The organism is Parageobacillus thermoglucosidasius (assembly GCF_001295365.1).
Classification (GTDB): Bacteria; Bacillota; Bacilli; order Bacillales; family Anoxybacillaceae; genus Parageobacillus; species Parageobacillus thermoglucosidasius.
The window spans coordinates 3390263-3405798 of sequence record NZ_CP012712.1; the positions used below are offsets into that span (position 1 = coordinate 3390263).

18 protein-coding genes are annotated in these 15536 nt (G+C 44.7%); 4 read left to right on the forward strand and 14 right to left on the reverse strand.

Annotated elements, in window-relative coordinates:
* Positions 1-164: 164 nt before the first annotated feature.
* Complete coding sequence (locus AOT13_RS19185; RefSeq protein ID WP_013400388.1) at positions 165-341, forward strand: DUF2759 domain-containing protein; 177 nt, start codon at positions 165-167, stop codon at positions 339-341.
* Between the two features lie 32 nt (positions 342-373).
* Here the strand turns inward: AOT13_RS19185 and AOT13_RS16710 are convergent, their stop codons facing one another.
* The 5 genes from AOT13_RS16710 to AOT13_RS16730 form a co-directional block, all read right to left on the reverse strand.
* A complete protein-coding gene (locus tag AOT13_RS16710; RefSeq protein ID WP_003249171.1) occupies positions 374-685 on the reverse strand; it encodes an MTH1187 family thiamine-binding protein in 312 nt (103 codons plus the stop codon).
* Between the two features lie 58 nt (positions 686-743).
* Positions 744-1907, reverse strand: a complete 1164-nt coding sequence (locus AOT13_RS16715; RefSeq protein ID WP_003249169.1) for a M14 family metallopeptidase — start codon at positions 1905-1907, stop codon at positions 744-746.
* Between the two features lie 130 nt (positions 1908-2037).
* Positions 2038-2994 (reverse strand): ROK family glucokinase, encoded by a 957-nt coding sequence (locus AOT13_RS16720; protein ID WP_003249167.1) that lies wholly within the window; start codon positions 2992-2994, stop codon positions 2038-2040.
* Between the two features lie 5 nt (positions 2995-2999).
* Positions 3000-3212 carry a YqgQ family protein gene (locus AOT13_RS16725; RefSeq protein ID WP_013400385.1) on the reverse strand — a complete coding sequence of 71 codons (213 nt, stop codon included), beginning with the start codon at positions 3210-3212 and terminating at the stop codon, positions 3000-3002.
* Positions 3213-3331: 119 nt separating this feature from the next.
* Positions 3332-4795 carry a spore germination protein gene (locus tag AOT13_RS16730; protein WP_035502667.1) on the reverse strand — a complete coding sequence of 488 codons (1464 nt, stop codon included), beginning with the start codon at positions 4793-4795 and terminating at the stop codon, positions 3332-3334.
* A 125-nt stretch (positions 4796-4920) separates the two neighbouring features.
* Between AOT13_RS16730 and AOT13_RS16735 the strand changes: the two genes are divergently transcribed.
* The gene (locus AOT13_RS16735) at positions 4921-5781 is read left to right on the forward strand and encodes a hypothetical protein (protein ID WP_003249163.1); all 861 of its coding nucleotides are present in this window, start codon (positions 4921-4923) and stop codon (positions 5779-5781) included.
* On the opposite strand, the gene AOT13_RS16740 is transcribed toward AOT13_RS16735, so the two are convergent.
* The 5 genes from AOT13_RS16740 to rpmG all read right to left on the reverse strand — a co-directional run bounded on the left by AOT13_RS16740 (position 5778) and on the right by rpmG (position 9045).
* Positions 5778-6947, reverse strand: a complete 1170-nt coding sequence (locus AOT13_RS16740; protein WP_003249162.1) for a rhomboid family intramembrane serine protease — start codon at positions 6945-6947, stop codon at positions 5778-5780. The two genes, AOT13_RS16735 and AOT13_RS16740, sit on opposite strands and share 4 nt — an antisense overlap.
* A gap of 142 nt (positions 6948-7089) precedes the next feature.
* Entirely contained in the window at positions 7090-7266 is a 177-nt protein-coding gene (locus AOT13_RS20710; RefSeq protein ID WP_167542276.1) for a hypothetical protein, read from the reverse strand.
* 171 nt (positions 7267-7437) lie between these two features.
* The gene (locus tag AOT13_RS16745; protein ID WP_003249160.1) at positions 7438-8220 is read right to left on the reverse strand and encodes a DUF92 domain-containing protein; all 783 of its coding nucleotides are present in this window, start codon (positions 8218-8220) and stop codon (positions 7438-7440) included.
* Complete coding sequence (locus AOT13_RS16750; RefSeq protein ID WP_003249159.1) at positions 8213-8782, reverse strand: 5-formyltetrahydrofolate cyclo-ligase; 570 nt, start codon at positions 8780-8782, stop codon at positions 8213-8215. The genes AOT13_RS16745 and AOT13_RS16750 overlap by 8 nt, the downstream gene beginning before the upstream one ends.
* A 113-nt stretch (positions 8783-8895) precedes the next feature.
* A complete protein-coding gene (gene rpmG / locus AOT13_RS16755; RefSeq protein ID WP_003249157.1) occupies positions 8896-9045 on the reverse strand; it encodes a 50S ribosomal protein L33 in 150 nt (49 codons plus the stop codon).
* Positions 9046-9196: 151 nt separating this feature from the next.
* On the opposite strand from rpmG, the gene AOT13_RS16760 reads away from it, so the two are divergent.
* Positions 9197-9559, forward strand: coding sequence for a hypothetical protein (locus tag AOT13_RS16760; protein ID WP_003249155.1), 363 nt, complete (start codon positions 9197-9199; stop codon positions 9557-9559).
* Positions 9556-10002 (forward strand): endolytic transglycosylase MltG, encoded by a 447-nt coding sequence (locus AOT13_RS16765; RefSeq protein WP_003249154.1) that lies wholly within the window; start codon positions 9556-9558, stop codon positions 10000-10002. The genes AOT13_RS16760 and AOT13_RS16765 overlap by 4 nt, the downstream gene beginning before the upstream one ends.
* Positions 10003-10045: 43 nt before the next feature.
* Here the strand turns inward: AOT13_RS16765 and pstB are convergent, their stop codons facing one another.
* From pstB to sodA, 4 genes are all read right to left on the reverse strand, one after another.
* The gene (gene pstB, locus AOT13_RS16770; protein WP_003249152.1) at positions 10046-10861 is read right to left on the reverse strand and encodes a phosphate ABC transporter ATP-binding protein PstB; all 816 of its coding nucleotides are present in this window, start codon (positions 10859-10861) and stop codon (positions 10046-10048) included.
* 213 nt (positions 10862-11074) lie between these two features.
* Positions 11075-13204 carry a peptidoglycan D,D-transpeptidase FtsI family protein gene (locus tag AOT13_RS16775; RefSeq protein ID WP_003249150.1) on the reverse strand — a complete coding sequence of 710 codons (2130 nt, stop codon included), beginning with the start codon at positions 13202-13204 and terminating at the stop codon, positions 11075-11077.
* Positions 13205-13300: 96 nt separating this feature from the next.
* The gene (locus tag AOT13_RS16780; protein WP_003249148.1) at positions 13301-14587 is read right to left on the reverse strand and encodes an MFS transporter; all 1287 of its coding nucleotides are present in this window, start codon (positions 14585-14587) and stop codon (positions 13301-13303) included.
* A 134-nt stretch (positions 14588-14721) separates the two neighbouring features.
* The gene (sodA, locus tag AOT13_RS16785) at positions 14722-15336 is read right to left on the reverse strand and encodes a superoxide dismutase SodA (RefSeq protein ID WP_003249146.1); all 615 of its coding nucleotides are present in this window, start codon (positions 15334-15336) and stop codon (positions 14722-14724) included.
* Between the last annotated feature and the right edge of the window lie 200 nt (positions 15337-15536).

Genomic DNA, 15536 nt, shown 5'->3' on the forward strand with positions numbered 1-15536 from the left:
TTTTCCAAAAACGTGTTACAATAAAAAAGGGCATTGACATATATTGCGATGATTCGTATTTTCGCCCTCGACAAATAATAAAAAAATGATTACAATGAAAAGGAATTAGTCGGTTTTCTACATAATCTTGTATACGGACGATTTCGAAAAGGAGGGGAATCATAATGGGCACGGTTATTATCTTTGGATTAATCGCACTGTTAGCGCTTTACGGAATGGTGCGCTCATTCCGTGAAAAAAATATACTTGGAATTCTTTTTGCTATAGGAACTTTCGCCGTATTTGGCTGGTTCACCTTCATGACCGTATATAAAGACGGTTTCCCGACAGGTACGCATTAAACCACAAGAGGCGTGCACGCCTCTTGTGGTTTTTATTTCATTTTTTCCTGTACGCTTGCGATTTTGTCCGCCATCCGCCGTTTCTTATCGCGACGGTCGTCGATGCGAATATTTGTCGCCACCCGTTGAATTCCTTTCGAAAACGGCACTTCATGAATGGCTTGAATCACTTCAAACAAAACAGGCAACTCGCCTTCAATAATCGTATTCATCGGGGTTAACATAAAATCGATTTTCCCGTCACGTTTATACGTTTCCAGCACTTTTTGCATTTCGGCGACATATTCGCTGACACTTGGCGTCGGTGTGCCAATCGGAATGACCGTTACGTCGACAATTGCCATCTTTTTTTCTCCTTCCCTGCTTTTTATTTGCTATTATAATGCGATATTTCTTTTTTCCTCAAGCCATATACAGCGCCGCAAGAAAAATGCCAAGGCTATCTTCATAAATCTCCGCAAACTGTTCAATAGGCAGCGGATTGACGCCTTCCCCCAATTCCACCGTATACCCTCTTCGCTTCCATGTTTGAATAAACCAGTCGCGATATCCCGCGTGGCTGTCGATATACTTTACCGCTTGATAACCGCTCGTTTTCGCAAATTCCAGCGCCGTTTCTTCCGCACAAGGCGGCTCTAATCCTTCATATCCCCAATATATTTCTTTTCCTTGCGTATGAAACGCTACAATCATGTCAAAATCGCTTTCTTCTGTCAATGCGGCCATCGCTTTTGCTTCCGGTTCCGTAAGCGGCGCAAATCCCGGAAAATCGCGCGGCGCCGGCGCTTTCGGAATTTTCCGGGCGCGCTCCACTTCCCATTTTGCCGGAAATTGATTATTTAAATCAATGCCGCGAATATTTGCCTTCCATTGCGAAAAATCAACAGATCCTCCGTTCATCCACACCACTTCACTGCGATGCGGTTCTTGCTCTGGCGGGCCGTGCAACACAAGGTTGACGCCATCCGGGTTCACCATTGGCACAACCGATAATGTCACCTTTTTATAATAATCAAGCATATGATGCCCGCGAAGCGTCTCGCCGTTTGTCACCGCCAACAAATAATCATTGAGGAATGTCATAATAATCGCTGACGTAATCCATTCATTCGCATGGAATGAACCGTTCAGATGAACGCGAATCGGCCCTTGCCCTATTTTTATTTCGATTAACGGCAAGCCGAGCACACTATATCCGATCACCCTTGTGCACACAAACGGATAGCAGCGGCAAAGCGCTTCAACATCTTGCTTAAGCGCGAAAAAATCGTACGCCTTTTGCCCTTGAACGATGCGGGAAATCACGCGTTTTGGCAGCTGTACCGACCCGCTGATGATTTGCGCCGTTCCTTTCATCCGCCGCAACGCTTCTTGGCGCACAGAAAAAAAATGCGCCAGCGCTTCCCATGTACAAATGGTTTCATACCCTGGAATGCACACAACTTCTCCTTGCTCTAGCCGGTCTTTTCGGATATGCGGATTAGCGTCCAGCAACAATTCGTAAGGAACGGCAAACCATTCGCCATATGCCGCCAGCGTGTCGCCGCGAGAAGCATATATGTTCAAACCATCCTCCCCTTCCCCTGCCTGATGTTCTACTTCAACATATGAGCGAGGGATGTGGAAAATGAAACAAAAAACGATTCACCGAAGGCCATCCCACGGTGAATCGCTTTCTTTTTCGCCGCATTCACTATCAAATGTGGAGCGATGTTTTCGCCAGCCATGCGCCGCCGATTACTCCCGCGTCGTTTCCAAGTGTTGCCAGAGCGATCGTCGCCCCTTCCGCAACACGCGGAAACGCAAAGCGGCGGAAATAAGCACCGACACGTTCCACCAATATATTTCCTGCTTTTGACACGCCGCCGCCAATTACGATTTTTTCCGGATTGGACACGTTCGCCGCATTCGCCAACGCTAATCCTAGGTAAAACATCACTTCATCCACAATTGCGAGCGCCAGTTCGTCATTCGCTTTCGCCGCATCGAACACCGCTTTCGCGGTGATAGTTTCACCGCGAAGCAAAGTCGGCTTGTCCCACTGTGACAATTTTTCTTTCGCAATTCGCACAATTCCCGTCGCAGAAGCAATCGTTTCTAAACATCCGGTTTTGCCGCAATTACACGGCGCGCCGCCTTTGGCAACCAATGTCATGTGGCCGATTTCTCCGCCAGCGCCGTTGACGCCATGCACAATTTGACCATTGGCGATCACTCCGCCGCCGACGCCGGTGCCAAGTGTCACGCAAATAAGATCGCGCGCGCCGTTGCCGGCTCCTTTCCACATTTCTCCAAGCGCAGCAATATTCGCGTCATTATCTACCGCTACAGGAAGAGAGGTTTCCCGCTCTAACCGTTCTTTGAGAGGATAATTTTTCCATCCTAAGTTCACTGCTTCATAAAGCATCCCTGTTTCCCTTTGCACCGGGCCTGGCGCGCCAATCCCGATCGCTAAAAGCCGTTCCTTGCTTTCTCCTAAGCGATGCAACGTGTCTTCTAGCGATTGCGCAATATGTCTGACGATGTTTTCCCCCTTGTTGGAAATATCTGTACCAATCTCCCATTTATGTACAATATCGCCATCTTCTGTTAAAAACGCCATTTTTGTCGTTGTTCCGCCTAAATCAACGCCAACAAGCCATTTTTCCGTCATGTCCGTCATTCCCTTTTCATTCGTTTTTCTCGTTCTAGTTGTGCTTCATGTCTTAATATCAAAAGCGCCATTTGGTAATCTTTCACATCAATCAACTGCGACTGGTATAGCTCTTTTAATTCCTCCTCCATCAACTCTAAATCTGCCAAACGATCCCCTATGTAAATAATCGTTCCAAACCGCTTTAAAAGCTGCTGTACATCGTATACCGTTTTCATTGTTTCACCTGCACATTTTTTTACCCAATATAAATGTATAAAGAAACACATGATCCGTCAAGAAAAGAACAAAAAGAAAAAACAGGCTGCTTGCAACAAAATTGCTGATAGAGCCTGTTTCACCGATCAGGATCGCGTGGATGCAACACCGTCGGGCGCCGGTTTTTTAAAGGCATTGGGGAACGAATAAGCACATCGCGCATCGCCCGATATGAAAATGGAATAAACGGCCACAAATACGGGATGCCAAATGAATTCATCCGCATGAGGGCAATGATCCACGCGGTAATCCCAATAATGTAACCGTATATGCTAAATAATCCCGCCAGCACTAACAATCCGATCCGCACAAGGCGATTCGCGAGCCCCATTTCATAGCTTGGCGTCGCAAACGTTCCGATTGCCGCAACCGAAAAATATAAAATGACTTCGTTTGAAAACAATCCGACTTCCACTGCTATCCCGCCGATCATCAGCGCCGCAACAAGCCCCAGTGCCGTAGCCAATGAAGAAGGAGTATGAATAGCCGCCATCCGCAACATATCAATGCCAATTTCAATCATGACAATTTGCGCAAACAGCGGGATATCGCCAAGTTTTGCTTTTGCTAAAAAGGATAAAGAAGACGGCAGCCATTGCGGCTCTGTCATCACTAAATACCAAAGCGGCAAGAGAAAAATGGAAGCCCAGACCGCCAAAAAACGAACTAGGCGCAAATATGCGCCAACGATCGGTTTATTGCGGTATTCTTCCGCATGTTGAAGATGGTGCCAAAACGTTGCCGGCGTAATTAATACACTCGGGGAACCATCGGCAATGACTAACACATGGCCTTCATATAAATGGGTAGCGGCTGTATCTGGCCGTTCCGTATAACGGACTACCGGATACGGATTCCAATGCCGCCCCGAAATAAACTCTTCTACTGTTTTCTCTCCCATCGCCAGCCCATCCGTATCAATATTGGCAATCGCACTTTTAACATGCTGGATAATTTCAGGGGCGGCAATATCTTCAATATAACAAACGCAAATATCTGTTTTGGAACGACGGCCAACTTGCAAATATTCCATACGCAATGACGGGTCGCGGACGCGCCGCCGAATTAACGCTGTATTGAATACAATCGTTTCTACAAAACCGTCCCGTGCCCCGCGGACCACTCTCTCAATGTCGGGTTCTTGCGGCCCGCGAACGGGATATGTGCGCGCATCAATGAGAATAATATAATCAACGCCATCTACGACCAATGCCGTCGGTCCGGCGAGCACCGCATCGACAGCTTCATCTAAATCGTTTGTTTTACTTAATTCCACGTAAGGGAGATACGTTTTCAGCAGTTTTTCAAGCGGATGTACTTGCAGCTGTCTTTCCTCAAGGAAAGACAATCTCCTCATTAAGTAGTGCAAAATATCATCTTTGACAAATCCGTCAATCATAAATAATGACATGGCTCTCCCGGCATACTCCACATCAAGCTGAATCACATCAAAACTTTTTCCAACGCCAAGCTTTTTGCGCAAATACATTATGTTTTCTTGGAGATGCGGAGAAACGACTCGCTTTTTTGTGCCCTTTTCCATGATCTCACCTGCATTTTGTTCCAACCGTGATATCATCCATGATTGACAATGAAAAACAAATTCATACATACTTTTCCCTTTGCATTCATATATTGGTAACAAACTTGTCCACGTAGGGGGCTATGATGAAAAAATTAGTTTCGATAGCGGCGCTCTTATTGATCATCGCATCATTTTCTCTTTTCATTTACCGTCCGGCAAAAGAAACGATCATCTTTTTCCCGATTCATCCGCATGTAACGTTCAGCGAGGCAAAAACAACGCTCCAATTGCAACCGCAAAAGCGGGATGGAAAATATTCTTTGCTTTGGTCGGCGTCATCTTCATTAGACCGGGACGCCTACCTGCGCCAAGATATTTCCTTGCTTTTTGCAGACGGGCGGCTCGTTGACCGTCTCGCCAAATGGAAGACGAACAGCCAAACGTTAACGCAAGAAAAAATAGTGGCAGCGAGAGACAGCCGCTTTTTTCAAGCAATTTCATTTCACCATGGGGAACTTCATGAAGGGGAGATGATTACAAGCAGCCAAACTATGACAAGCGATTACTTGTATGTAATCGATTCTCCGTACAGTCCGCTTGTCTCCTTTCACCGCGCGGCGACACAGGATGAAAAAGAATGGCAGAACGTATTAAACAAAACAACAGCCGAATTTCTCCGGCACACATCAGAGTCGCTTTTATCGCATTTTTCCATTCAAAAGCAACAATACTATTCTTTATATTTGCCTGATTTAATCGTTTACAACGAACAACCGTTGCCCGATCTTTCCATGGAAAAAACGCAAGAAATCATCGGAAAGCTGTGGGAAGGGCTATATAAATCTTATTTTCTCGGCATAAAAAAAGAGGATGGATCCATCCTCTCGCCAATCGGCAGCACAACACCGCTTATTTTAATAAGCAAAGATTATTCCCATTTACTCGTGCTCACCGAGACAAAAGACGGAGAAAAAATTCGCCTCACCCAGCAAATTTCTCGTTAAAGCCCGATATATAAGGCGAAAGCGGCGATACCCACCGAGATGAGCAATGATCGCATTTGTTTTTTCCAATCAAAATGGTTTGGCAAATGAACGATGCCAGCAGCAAGATATCCGCCAATCAACCCGCCAATATGCCCAGCGTTATCAATTCCGGGCACTATCATGCCAAAGACGAGATTGATAACAATCAAACCGATAATATTCGTTCCGATCGTTTGCCAAAACAGATGGCGATACACGGTTCCAAAATAAAGGAGCGCTCCGAACAAACCAAAAATGGCGCCTGATGCTCCTGCGGAAAGAGAAGCAGTGAATAAAAAGCTGCCAAGCGTCCCAAAAAACCCGGCGGTAAAATAGATAAAGAAAAACCGCCACGAGCCGTAAAGCCGTTCGACCGTCATGCCCAAATAATAAAGGGCGAACGTGTTCATTAATAAATGCAAGAAACCGATATGTAAAAAAATCGGTGTAAAAAAGCGCCACCACTCCCCCGCTTGAATAAGGGGGTTAAATTTTGCGCCATATTTGATCAAAACGTCCGGATTGGTGCTGCCTCCGTTCCACTCCATAAGCAGAAAAACAATCACTTGCAGCGCGATAAAAATATACGTAAAAACAGGCTTGCCGTATTTAAACAATTTCCTTTCTCTTTCCTGCTGTTCTCTCTCTTCCCGGAAAACAGCCCGCTTGAGCCGCTCTGCTTCAAAAAACGGGTCACGCACATCCGCTATCGCCGGAAAAGTGACCGGCGCCTGGAACATATCCGCTAACTGCTGCAAGGAAAGATGGATATTGCCAGAATGAATAAGAAGTGTTTGCAAAGCGGCATTGCGCTGTTGCAAAAGCGGCAGCGGTTTTTCGATTAAAAACTCCCAATCGTCAACTGGGGGATATGTTGAAATATAAATATTCACCATTTTATTGAATTTTCTTATCCGCCGTTTCTGAATTTGTTCGGCAATGCGCCAAGCATATTCCATGTCCCGTTTCAACCATTGGCTCCAATCGATGTCATAACGCACGAGCCGGACAATGGGAACATGCTTGTTTTCCAACGACTCGAGCCAAATTTCGCGCGCATCATCGGCGAGCTGAACGATGCGATAACGCTGTTGGATAAAAAAATAGACAAGCTGCCAGAACAGCAATTCCATTTTCCCATTCAAAGTTCCCTCTCCCTTCTTTCCGCAAAGTAAAACTCCCAGCAATGTTGCATCAAGTGCCCCCTGAAAAAACATCGGAGACGGCGCAAAATGCATCCCCCGGTAAGCACGGCAAATAGCATCCCGCTGTTTCATTGTACCATACTTATCGAAATACTTGAGAAATGATTGTATTGCGGACAAATGGAACGTTCATCACTGAGCGGACGAGCCATTTTTGCAAAGGCCGGATATGCAATACCGCGTTCACAATCGGGTAACGGTAACGATACACGATGCCCCCGACGATCAGTACCAATATTGAATAGGCAAGTTTGTTCATCCTTTTCCCTCCTCATGATGCAAATCCCTTTTTATTCTTTTACCCATCCGCCCGCAAATTATGAAAGCGGAGTGTGATAGAAAAACGGCCAAAAAAAAATGGGCCTGCATGGACCGCTTTGATGAAAAATTCCAGACATACGTTTACTGTTTTTTCTTCTTCATCAGCGATTCACCTAAACATGGTGAAGAAAATATAAATTGTGGTGCAGCAAACAATCGATAACGCATTGACTACATCGTTATTTACAAAACGGCACCCCTTGATATGCACCGTTGGCTGCCGGCAATGTTCCTTCCGTTCCGTTTCAATCCCGCACACGGGGCAGCGGTAAACGGCTTGCCAAACCGCGCCGAACAATGTATCCAAAAGGCTGCCGAACCATCCGAAAAACGCGATCGTAATAATGGAAATATCTTTCCATTGAATGGCGCTCACAGCGCCGATAAAAGCAGCTCCTAAAAAAGAAGCAAGCAGGCCTAGCAGCGTCACCGCTCCCGATGTTCCGGCTTCAACCTTTTTGAAATTCGTCAATAACCTCGGCGTTTGCCGGCTTAAACTGCCGATTTCCGACGCCCACGTATCCGCATTGGCGGCAGCAATAGAAATAATAAAAAGATCGAGCCAAAGCGAAGACGGATGAACAATTGCCAAAAAACTAATCAGTACAGCGACTCCCCCGTTCGCGAACACTTGGATATAGTCGCGTTGTTCCCCTTTTTCTACTTTTTCTATCAGTTTCTGTTTTCTTTTTTTGCCGATTTTACTCCAAACGCTGGAGCTGACGAAAAACACGCCTAATAACATCAACCCTTTCCATGAAAACGCTTTGCCGACTATCATCCCGACGATTACTGTTGCCATCGCGCCGGAAATGGAAAGGGAACGAACAAACAAGCCGCCGATTGCCACCACGGCGGAAGCAAACACGTACAGCCATTCATTTTCAGTCATTACATTTGATAACTCCTTCGTTTGTAATAATCATTTGCACAGGGATGTCATGTTTTTCTACCGGGAGAGACTTAATCACTTGGAATGAATAGGCCAATGAAACCGTTGGCATCGCTGCATGCTGCAAATAGCGGTCATAATATCCCCCGCCATATCCAATGCGGTAGCCGTCTTTGGAAAAACATATTCCCGGAACAATCATAAGATCGATCTTACTTCCTTCCACTTCATCCGTCAGTTCTTCAATTGGCTCCCATAAGCCGAAATAAACGGATTCAAGCTGAGAAAAAGCTTGAATTTTCCGAAACACCATCGTCTTTGTTGCCGGATCGCATTTTGGCACGCTCACCGTTTTCCCTTCATCCCACGCCTGTTCAATAATGGCTCTTGTATCCACTTCTTTCCCTTTAGAAACAGTAATCCCGATCGTTTTTGCTTGTTTCCATATTGGGAGCTCGTATAACCTTTCAGCAATTTGTTTATCATATGCTTGTTTTTCTTTTTCTGTTAATCGCTGCAACCGTGCTTTCATTTTGTCGCGAATCTGCGTTTTTTCTTCCATCGCGCTTTTCCTCCATTCATCCCGCTGTTTCAGGTTGATCGCCCCATTGATCCGCAAAACGGCCCCTGCCGCATAAAAAGACAAAAAGCAGCAGGAAATCTGTTTCCTACTGCTTACTTCGTTTCGCGATGAAGCGTTACTTTTTTGTCTCTTGGGCAATATTTTCTTAATTCAAGGCGATCTGGATTGTTGCGTTTATTTTTGGACGTAGTATAGTTACGCTCACCGCATTCTGTGCAAGCCAATGTAATGTTCACGCGCATGCATCTTCCCTCCAAACTACTATAATTGAACTTATTTATAATCAGACTTTTCTATGATAGCATTTTTTCGCGGCAATTTCCACATCTAAATTTATGATTAAGTATTTATCGAAAAAACAAAGCTATGATATAGTGAAATAGGGTGATGATAATGATCGAATATGCAATAATCGCTTTGCTCGTTCTATCGATTCTCCTTTTTTTTATTTCTTTTTTTGCCAAAGACGATGTAAAACAAATAGAAGAACAGCTTGACCAACTGACACTATCGTTCGCACAAGAAACGTATCAACTAAAAAAACGATTGCAAGTACTTGAAGAAGAATTGTTAATCCGCCATGAAAGCCCGCCGCATATCGCGCCGGCTCATGACAGCGACCGCCACGCTTCCGCTTCCATAAAAAACCGTGTGTTCATGCTCTACAAGCAAGGGCTTTCGTATGAGCAAATCGCCCGAGAAACCGCCCTGACAACAGAAGAAGTGCGCATGATTTTGAGGGGGCTGGCACGATGACAAAACAAAAAATACGCGCCATCGCTCTCGGCATGCTGTTAGCCACTTCCATAATCGGCGCCGCTTACTACATGGAATCCGGCTCCATGACTACCGCCAAACTTCATGAGGCCCTGCAAAAAGACGGAATGGTCGCGATCAAAAAAGCGGAATATCAAAAATTGAAAAAAGCCGCGCAACAAAACAACACCACTGCGGTTTCCAACAATCCACAGCCGCCAAAAACCGTATATGTGTACTTGTTGACGATTCAAAAAGGGGAAAGATCGATCGACTTTGCGCAAAAGTTAGAGGAAGCTCATATCATTCCCGACGCGGACGCGTTTGTCACTTATTTGCAAACGCGCGGGCTGACCCGTTACATTCACGCCGGCACCTACAAAGTACATAGCGAAATGAGTTATGAAGAAATAGCCAATCTGATCGCGAAAAAGCACCGATAAAAAAGGGCATTCCCCATTGCGAGGGAATAGCCCCTTTTTCATTTTATCCGAATCGTCCTGAAATATAATCTTCTGTTCGCTGATCTCGCGGATTCGAAAATAATTGCTGTGTATCTCCGTATTCTATTACTTCCCCGTTCAAGAAAAACGCCGTTTTATCTGAAATGCGGGCCGCTTGCTGCATATTATGTGTAACGATAATAATGCTATACTGTTCTTTCAGCTGCTGCATCAATTCTTCAATTTTCGCTGTTGAAATTGGGTCAAGCGCAGAAGTCGGTTCATCCATCAATATCACATCTGGTTCCACCGCTAAACAACGGGCGATGCACAGCCGTTGCTGTTGTCCTCCCGAAAGTGCGTGCGCATGCTCATGAAGGCGGTCTTTTACTTCATCCCAAAGCGCCGCCGCACGCAAACTTTTTTCGACAATCTCATCCAATACGCTTTTATTTCGTATTCCATGAATGCGTGGCCCGTAAGCAACATTATCGTAAATAGATTTCGGAAACGGGTTCGGCTTTTGGAAAACCATTCCGACATTCGTGCGCAATTGTTCTACATGATAAGAACGATCAAAAATATTGCGGCCGCGATAAGTAACTTCTCCAGTGATTCGAACATTTGGCGATAATTCAATCATTCGGTTCAGCGTTTTTATATAGGTAGATTTTCCGCAACCAGACGGACCGATGATCGCCGTAATTTCATTTTCATAAAAAGATAAATTGATATTTTTTAAAGCATGATGCTCTCCATACCATACATTTAGTTGATGTGCGCGGTATACCGTCTCCTTTTTCACCGCTTCCCCTAATGTATTCACATTCGCCCGTTCCATTACCACTGTTACACCCATAAATGTCTCCCCTTTTATTTTGCTATAAAAAGGTAAATCCCACCCAGATCTCTATCACTTCTACGAAAAACGTTTCATCACTTAATTTTGCTGAATTCTTCTTTATTCAGCTTATAATGAAACTATTAACGCTATTTTAATCGAATGTTAAAATTTTGTTAAAAAAAGAAGGCACTGTACAAAAAGTGCCTTCTTTGTTGTGATTTAATAGTTTTATTCATTTGCCTCCGTTGTTGCCGCCATGTTTCCGTCTGTCTCATTGTTCGAGACATTTCCTTTTGCTCTCTTGGCTTTTAGCTCAAAATACGTATCTAAAATGCGTCTGCCGATTCTATTGTTAATGCCGTCACTTTCTCCTTGCGTCGCCCAAGGGACGACAACAGCAAACGACACTTCCGGATTATCATATGGAGCATATCCGACTAATGTCAAATTATATGTTGGATCATTCCGTCTGCTTTGGATTGGCCCGTCGTAAAATGCTTCCGCTGTCCCGGTTTTTCCAGCTGGCTTATATGGCGCATTGGCAAAATACGCATATGCTGTTCCTTTCGGCATCTGCATCACCCGGCGGAATCCTTCCTGCACTCGTTGAATATATTCCGTCTTCATATCAATCCGGTTCAATACAACCGGTTCAAAGCGTTGAACAACTGGCCCCAGTTCGTTTGCACTATCCGTCGGCTTGCGAATTTCTTTGACAATTTGCGGTTTCATTCGATAGCCGCCGTTGGCAATGGTTGATACATATTGCGCCATTTGCAGCGGGGTGTACATATCGTATTGGCCGATGACTAGGTCTAGCAATTTTCCGGCCCCTGTTTCTTTTCCTTGAAAGCCGCCGAGCTCGTTTGGCAAATCAATTCCTGTTTTCACGCCAAGCCCAAACTGAGCAAAATATTTGCGAATGGTCGTAAATGCTTCAGGATTAATGCGCAACGACTGATGCGGGCGGTATACGCCGCCGCCGATCGCGATCGCCGTTTTAAACATATATACGTTCGAGGAGCGCTGCAGCGCGGTCAACTCATTGATCGTCCCCATCGTCTGCCACGATTTTTTAGCGGGCGTGCCTTTGATATATAATGGTTCATCATGGATGTAAGTATTCGGATGCAACACTCCTGTTTGAAAGCCCGTCAGCACCGTCGCTCCCTTTACTGCGGATCCCATAGCATAAGCTGAGGTGAGGTTGCCAATCGCAAAATCAACAAATCGCGTTTTTCCATTTTCATCCTTTGTCAGCAGTTTTCCAGCCAAAGATAAAACTTCTCCTGTTTTCGGGTCCATCATCACCACAAACGCCCGATCAAGCAGCGGAGACCGCCCCTTCCGCTTTGTGGCCATGATTTCTTCTTCGATGATTTTTTCCACCTGCTGCTGGAGTTCGATATCGATCGTCAGGACAAGATCCTTCCCGCGCTCTCCGCTATATATTTGCTCTACCGAAGTCACATTGCCGGACTTGTCCACGACATTTTTGATTTTCGCCTTTTTGCCATGCAATACACCCTCGAATTGCGCTTCAAGATAGCTTTTCCCAACGCGATCATTGCGGCTGTAATCACGCGCCAAAAAATAATCTAAACGTTCGCGCGGCAATCCTTCGTCATTTTCTGTAACGCTGCCAAGCACCGAACGGAACGTATTTTCATACACATAATGGCGTTTCCAATCCGTCGTTGCACTTACTCCCGGCAGTTCCTCCAAATGTTCGCTTACCACTGCGTATTCTTTATTCGTTACTCCGTTATTTTTTACGATTTGCGGCGTCAGCGCATAGCCGCTGTCCATTTCATGCTTGATTGCGATAATTTCCAATTCTTCTTTTGTTATCTCACGCAAATCCTTCGGCGTTATGCGCTTTAATGTCAGCTCATATATTTTTTTATCGATTTCTTTTTGCGACAACCCTTGCTTTTCTAACTCTCTCCGCTCTTTTTTGCTTACTTTTTTCTCCGCTTTCTCTTTTCTCGTTAAAATCCAATAGTCTTTCATATCACGTTCCGTCACTTTATCGACCGGTTTATCGATATATTTCGCCAATTTGCGCGCGACTTTCAATGTATCTTCCGGGGTTGTCGTTTTCGAACGCGTATATGTTATTGCGTTTTCCGGAATATTATCGACAATGACGCGGTGAAAGCGGTCATAAATTTTTCCGCGTGGCACCGGAGTGCTGACAATTTCATCTTCTGTACGTTCTACCTCTTTCCGGTAATCTTCCCCATAAACAATTTGCACGACGCCGAGCCGTAAAATAAGTGCCGAAAACAATAAAAACACAACGAAAAAAAGTATATTCAGCCGAAACGGCACTTGTGCTGTTTTTTTCTTTTTCAACTAGCCTCCTCCTTTTCTTTTGCCGCTTTTTTTTTCTATTGTAAAGGAAAGATGGACACTTTTCTAGAAAAAAGACCATGGAAAAAGAGGGCTTGCCTACATTGGAGAGCCCCCTTCTTCATTCGCTAGCTTTGGCGGAATGAAAGAACGCTTCTCTTTATCCGTTCCCCTGCCATCTAAATGAATGTGCCGCACAAATAAATAAATGAGCAAATGACCAGCGCCGAGTATTAACATTAAAACAGGGATGCCCGGTTTTTCCCCGAAAAACACAATCACAGCCAAAAAAGCAAGAATGGATACAATGCGTCCGCCGTTTAAAAATAACTCGCGAACAACAATGTATTCGATGCGCATTTCCGCGGACTTCCAGCTTCTCCCTATCACATCAAACGTTAATGACGAATACGGGACAAGCAATAAAGGATAAGCGATGGCGATCACAATCGCGTACAAAATCAGGCGCGGGTAAGAAAGGTGAAAAACAATCAGGAAAACGGCGCCATATAACAATAAACCGCCGCATAAAATCGCCTTCTTGCGATATTTCCGCTTCATCCATCGCGAAACGGCATAGTATGCGATAAATGATGTCAGCGAGTTCACGAAACCGAATTTTCCAAGCGCCATCTCACTGTTCGAAGTGATGTAGACGAATACAGAAATGACGAACACGAACGTTCCTTCGCGCAATCCTTGAAAAAAATGGGCGTTCGTCATTAACCGCCAATTTTTATTATAACTTCTCTCTTTTAAAATGCGAAGAAATAAATAATTTCCTTTTGCAGAACGGCGCTTGAGAAAAAAGCTGAAAATGACAGCAAGGACGAACAAGCCAAGCGAAATGGAAAAGATCAGCGTATATCCTTTCGCATTCGCCAATGAAGAAATAATATACCCGGCAACGATCGGCCCGACCATTCCGGCCATCGAAGTGAGAATGCCGAAAAACCCGTTAAAAAAATCGCGAGTTTCCGGCTCGGTAATTTCAAATGTTAAAACGTTAAAAGCGAGCCAATAAAACCCATACCCGACACCTAAAAGAGCCCCTAATAAGATCAAGTAATTATGCGCGCTGCTGCCGACAAGCAAAACGGTAATAAAAAAAACCGCCAAAAACGATACACCTAACCGCAATACGATAATGCGGTCCACTTTTTTTGCCAATTTTCCAGCTACAATAAACGTCAGCGGCTGCAATGTAACAATGGACAAATTGTACACCGCTAAATCGCGGAACTCCCCTGATTGTTTCCATAAATACACGTTGACAAACGTATTGGAAAGAGACACGCTCAATGCGTAACAACCGCCGATGCATAACAGCAAAACTAAATCCCGGGTAATTTGTTCTTGACCAGTAAGTTTTTTGATGATTGCCATGGTAAACTCCCCTTTTTCGTCTAAAGGGTAGTTTGGCGATTTTTCACTGTTCTATGCACGATGCGATGTTAACTCCGGCAAAATAAAAAAGACTAAGCTAAACGGTGCGTTTAGCTTAGTCTTTTCCGCCTTTATTATTTCGCTTTTGCTTCGCTGTAGCGTTTTGCTACTTCATCCCAGTTCACAATGTTCCAGAATGCTGCAATATATTCTGGACGACGGTTTTGATATTTCAAATAGTAAGCATGTTCCCAAACGTCTAAGCCAAGAATCGGAGTTTTTCCTTCCATCAATGGCGAGTCTTGGTTTGGCGTGCTTGTCACTTCAAGTTCGCCGTTGTTGACAACGAGCCAAGCCCATCCGGAACCGAAGCGAGTCGTCGCTGCTTTTGTAAATTCTTCTTTGAACGCTGCAAAGCTGCCGAATTTTTTGTTAATGGCTTCCGCTAATTCTCCCGTTGGCTCGCCGCCACCGTTTGGCGAAAGAATCGTCCAGAAGAGAGAATGGTTTGCGTGCCCGCCGCCGTTGTTGCGGACCGCTGTGCGGATGCTTTCCGGAAGTGCTTCTAAATTGCTGAGCAATTCTTCAAGCGATTTATTTTGTAAATCCGCATGTCCTTCTAAAGCAGCATTTAAGTTTGTTACATAAGTGTTATGGTGTTTCGTGTGGTGAATGTTCATCGTTTCTTTGTCGATATACGGCTCAAGCGCATCATAAGCATAAGGTAATTGTGGCAATTCAAAAGCCATGGTAACTCCTCCTTTTTTGTTTTTATGTATCCGAACGCAAAAATAGTATAACCACTATGCGTTCGTTTAAATTTAGCTTATCAAAATTGCCACAATGTTTCAATTTATTTGTTCGTAAACTCTCTCCTCTCACTTAACACACTCTCAACACTCCCTTAACAAAATATTCAAAATCATTCGCTACATTGAGATATGACTAG

Bases quoted from the DNA above. Each gene is read 5' to 3' on its own strand.
- AOT13_RS19185 (WP_013400388.1), top strand. From the start codon at position 165: ATGGGCACGGTTATTATCTTTGGATTAATCGCACTGTTAGCGCTTTAC.
- AOT13_RS16710 (WP_003249171.1), bottom strand. From the start codon at position 685: ATGGCAATTGTCGACGTAACGGTCATTCCGATTGGCACACCGACGCCA.
- AOT13_RS16720 (WP_003249167.1), bottom strand. From the start codon at position 2,994: ATGACGGAAAAATGGCTTGTTGGCGTTGATTTAGGCGGAACAACGACA.
- AOT13_RS16725 (WP_013400385.1), bottom strand. From the start codon at position 3,212: ATGAAAACGGTATACGATGTACAGCAGCTTTTAAAGCGGTTTGGAACG.
- AOT13_RS16730 (WP_035502667.1), bottom strand. From the start codon at position 4,795: ATGGAAAAGGGCACAAAAAAGCGAGTCGTTTCTCCGCATCTCCAAGAA.
- AOT13_RS16735 (WP_003249163.1), top strand. From the start codon at position 4,921: ATGAAAAAATTAGTTTCGATAGCGGCGCTCTTATTGATCATCGCATCA.
- AOT13_RS20710 (WP_167542276.1), bottom strand. From the start codon at position 7,266: ATGAACAAACTTGCCTATTCAATATTGGTACTGATCGTCGGGGGCATC.
- AOT13_RS16745 (WP_003249160.1), bottom strand. From the start codon at position 8,220: ATGACTGAAAATGAATGGCTGTACGTGTTTGCTTCCGCCGTGGTGGCA.
- AOT13_RS16750 (WP_003249159.1), bottom strand. From the start codon at position 8,782: ATGGAAGAAAAAACGCAGATTCGCGACAAAATGAAAGCACGGTTGCAG.
- rpmG (WP_003249157.1), bottom strand. From the start codon at position 9,045: ATGCGCGTGAACATTACATTGGCTTGCACAGAATGCGGTGAGCGTAAC.
- AOT13_RS16760 (WP_003249155.1), top strand. From the start codon at position 9,197: ATGATCGAATATGCAATAATCGCTTTGCTCGTTCTATCGATTCTCCTT.
- AOT13_RS16765 (WP_003249154.1), top strand. From the start codon at position 9,556: ATGACAAAACAAAAAATACGCGCCATCGCTCTCGGCATGCTGTTAGCC.
- pstB (WP_003249152.1), bottom strand. From the start codon at position 10,861: ATGGGTGTAACAGTGGTAATGGAACGGGCGAATGTGAATACATTAGGG.
- AOT13_RS16780 (WP_003249148.1), bottom strand. From the start codon at position 14,587: ATGGCAATCATCAAAAAACTTACTGGTCAAGAACAAATTACCCGGGAT.
- sodA (WP_003249146.1), bottom strand. From the start codon at position 15,336: ATGGCTTTTGAATTGCCACAATTACCTTATGCTTATGATGCGCTTGAG.